Source organism: Roseibium sp. RKSG952 (assembly GCF_009711355.1).
The window spans coordinates 1-3,633 of the sequence record NZ_SMMF01000667.1; the positions used below are offsets into that span (position 1 = coordinate 1).

At 56.6% G+C, this 3,633-nt stretch carries 3 protein-coding genes; 1 reads left to right on the forward strand and 2 read right to left on the reverse strand.

Translation table 11 applies throughout. The annotated features are described in order from the left end of the window. Positions 1–7: 7 nt before the first annotated feature. Positions 8–436, reverse strand: coding sequence for a hypothetical protein (locus tag E1297_RS03530; protein WP_155133952.1), 429 nt, complete (start codon positions 434–436; stop codon positions 8–10). Between the two features lie 526 nt (positions 437–962). Continuing rightward, entirely contained in the window at positions 963–1,457 is a 495-nt protein-coding gene (locus E1297_RS03535) for a glycine zipper 2TM domain-containing protein (protein ID WP_155133955.1), read from the reverse strand. 126 nt (positions 1,458–1,583) lie between these two features. On the opposite strand from E1297_RS03535, the gene E1297_RS03540 reads away from it, so the two are divergent. Next, a complete protein-coding gene (locus tag E1297_RS03540) occupies positions 1,584–3,203 on the forward strand; it encodes a pentapeptide repeat-containing protein (RefSeq protein WP_155133958.1) in 1,620 nt (539 codons plus the stop codon). Positions 3,204–3,633: the final 430 nt, after the last annotated feature.

The window sequence follows — 3,633 nt, forward strand, 5'->3', positions numbered from 1 at the left end:
AGGTTTGTCAGGCAATATGTTGAAGAATCATCGCCTCGAGCGCATTGACGACGTTTGACATGATCTCCGGAGCCTCCTCTTGCTTGAGCTGCTCGGTAACAGGGAAGGTCTTCCCGTCGATGATGATCGAAACGCGCCCCTCGAGGGATCCTAAAAAGCTTCGACGGCTTTCGGGAACTAGGAACGCGACTTCAACGTTCTTCGCGCGCTGGGCGAGCATACAGGCCAGATACCACTCGTATCCCTCGTTCCGATACTTTCCCGGTATAGGGGAATGCTCTTCGAGTATTTCCTGAAACATCCGGAATCGGTCGCAAATGCCGTTGTTCCGTCCGCCGTACATCAGTGCCGTCGCCGAGGCGAGACTCATGGCATCGACCAACATTGGGATGTCAGAGATCTCGAATTCAAGAGTTAACTTACCGTTATTTGGCATTCAATACCCTCGAACGTTGATTGAAACCGGTGCGTAGTTTGTTCGCGCATGAATCCTTTTAATCCGAGGTACGGATTTTTTCAAGCGGCGCACGACCTGTCGACTTTGGATCTTCAGTATGCTGGTCGAGGAAGTTGAATTTCTCTTGAAGACCGTCACGCACCGCACACACTACCTCGGAACCGGTCGCCTTTGTTTGGCGAATAGGTGCGTCATCGAAAAAAGGCCCCACACCAAAGAGCAGCCCTTAACCTAAAACCTAAATGTGGGCGTAAAGTGTGACAGCTCCCCGTCCTTCAGGGCGGGGAAGATGTCAACATTCATCCCGCTAGTTTCAAGCGCCTACATTTAGGTTAAGAGCCGGCACCAAACAGGGCGTTATTTTTTATCCGCAAATTCAGTCATTTAAACTTCGAAACTCTAATGCCTGAGTCCGAACTTCAGGTGTGACACCCTTTACCTTGCAGAGCGGTACTTCCGAAGCAGATCCGATGGAACCTTCAATACCGATTTCCCAAACTACCCGTTAGCCATGTTCGGTCGGATGCCAGAATCCGTCCTCACCTCGGCACGCACGTCCTTTCATGCGCTCGTTGCGGCCATCCACGACGATCTCCGAAACGTAATCCCGACAAAGACGGACCTCGGGAACGCCGTTCTGATGATACTTCCTAGAGACGTCCTCCTTGCCGACGTTGATCGTCCCCCGGCTTCTTCCGTTCGCAGCGCTCCAGCTCGTGGTTCGACCGTCGTACATGGCATCCTGCCAGGCGGCATCGTGCCGGGCGCGGGCATCGTCGTCCAGGGACTTGCCGATGTAGGATCCGGCGAACCCGCCGAGGATTGCGCCACCTGCGATGGCAGCCGCCTTGCCGCTGCCCTCGCCGAAGGCGCTGCCGATAGCCGCACCCGCGACAACGCCCGTCACGGCCCCGAGGGTCTCCCTGCTGGGTCCCCCGTCGCTGACGCATCCCGCCAGAACCGAAGCCATCAAGATCGCCGCCGTCGCACGAATGAACATGAGGATACCTGCCTTCCTTATTGAATTCCATCCATAATGCCGCGAAACAACCTGAATGCCAAATGAACGACATCGAATCCTTGATCAATGCACGCTCCGCCGCTTAATTGAATTAAGGAGAACAGCATGAAGAACTGGATCATCAAGGATATCGAGGGCAACGAACTCCATTCGGGAGAGGCCTCGACGAAGCGCGAGCTCATCGTCAGACTCGTTAATGCCGGCGTTTCGATGGCAGGTGCGGACCTGTCCGGACAGAGGCTATGGCATTGCGACCTGTCCGGCGGAGACTTTCGAGGCGCTAACCTTTCCGGAGCCGACCTGCGGGGAACGATCGCCGAGAAAGCGAATTTCTCGGGCGCGATCATGCGCGGCGTGAAGGCGAGCGGTTTCAAGTCGACCCGTTCGGATTTCTCCAACGCCGATCTTTCCAGACTCAATTCAGAACGCTCCAATCGCAGGACCTCCATGGAGGGAGCGATCCTGAGCTACTCGCGTTTCAACGGGGCGACGCTCAACGGAGCCGATTTTTCCGACGCCGCCATGTCCGCCGCGTCCTTCGTCGGCGCAAACATGCGGTCTGCAAGATTTCGCGACGCGAATCTCAAGAACGCAGACTGGACCGGAGCGACCGTCATCAGTTGCGACTTCCATGAGGCCAACCTCACGCCGACCTACAAGATCGCGGAAAATCACCTGCCGGACCGAACGCGTCTGGCGGTGGTCTCCGGCAACAACTTGAAGAAAACCAAGATCGGGCCGGGCAATATGCCGTTCCGGATCGATCGCATGACCGGTAAGCTCGTAAAGAATGCTGCGGCGGCCGCCGCGACCACGGGCATCTTCTATCTCGGGAACGCCTTCTCCCTCGACCCGGACATCGATGCCCTGAAGGCTTATATCGGCACAGGGGCGGGACTCGTCGCTGCGGTTGCTGCTGTCAACTTCCTCAAGGAGAAGATCGAGGACACCATCAAGGACGGCGCTCTCGCCTGGCTCGCGAAATCACAGGTCGCCGTTCGCTGCGCCGTCGCAAAGTTCGTAAGACGCGGCTGTGCCGTGGGTGATCTCGCCATCGCCTTCGCAACCAATCGCGAGGCCCGCAGAATACTAAAGCACATGAACAAGAACGCTGACGGCGGTGTTCTCCACGCCGTCAGCGGCATGATATCTGGGACCTTGAAAGTCATCGTTTGCGACCGCAAGAAACTAAGCGATGCCCTGGTCGCCCTTTCCGCTTTCAAGGAGGAGCGAATGAGAGGTGAGGGGGACGTGATCCTGATGCGCCTCGGTAAGCATGACACCGAACTCCCAAAAGCGGTTCTTCTCGATAACGAAGGCAAATCCGCCGCTATCTGGGATTTCAAGGAGCACGGAGGGGCTTCGGTTGTCTGGAACGAGGACGGGAAGATCCTAGAGGCGGTCGGAGACCGACGGAACGCTTCCAGATGGATGAACAGGGACCAGGTCCTAGGAAGCTTTCAAAGAGCAGTTCTCTTCGACACCGACACACCGGACTTCGAATACGACCCCGATACACATGGTGTTAGACAGGGAAGGGACGGCTCACTTGTCGTGATCAAGACCTCGAACGGACGCATTGACAATCCTCACGGCCCCGCCGTGCTGACACCGAAGAACGAAAGACTATGGTTCAAGGATGCCAAGCAAGTGACGGAAACCGGAGAACCATATGAGCACTCCGACGAGGAACCCGGAGGGTTTGGCATTCCCGGCCTTCGCTGAAGTCAAAATTCGGTCAGGCGGCCACCATCTCAACCGACCTTTTCGTAAAAATCTTCTCGGACACGACCTTGAGGTCCTCCGGAGACACCAGAAGAAGACAATCGGCCTCAACCCGCCCGGTGCCCGTGCGCGGGCCAAATCGGCAAAACCCGAACAACGTACTCCGGCAAGCCGATGACAGACACTGTCGAGCCGGAGGAAACCAGCGGCTACCGGAATTTACATAGTGCGGACTGCCACGGATCGTAGCTCGGACTTTTTCGTTGGAGGACCCGATGACATTACCGGGCGATGAAATGCCAACCTCTGGTCCGGATCAAACCAGCCATCAGAAGCCGATTACAGCTGACGGTACTCGTGTGTCCGGTGTCCAGGAAGGCAAACGCTGATGGGAAAGGGTGTGCTTCAGCACGTCGAGGTTGTTCGCTGC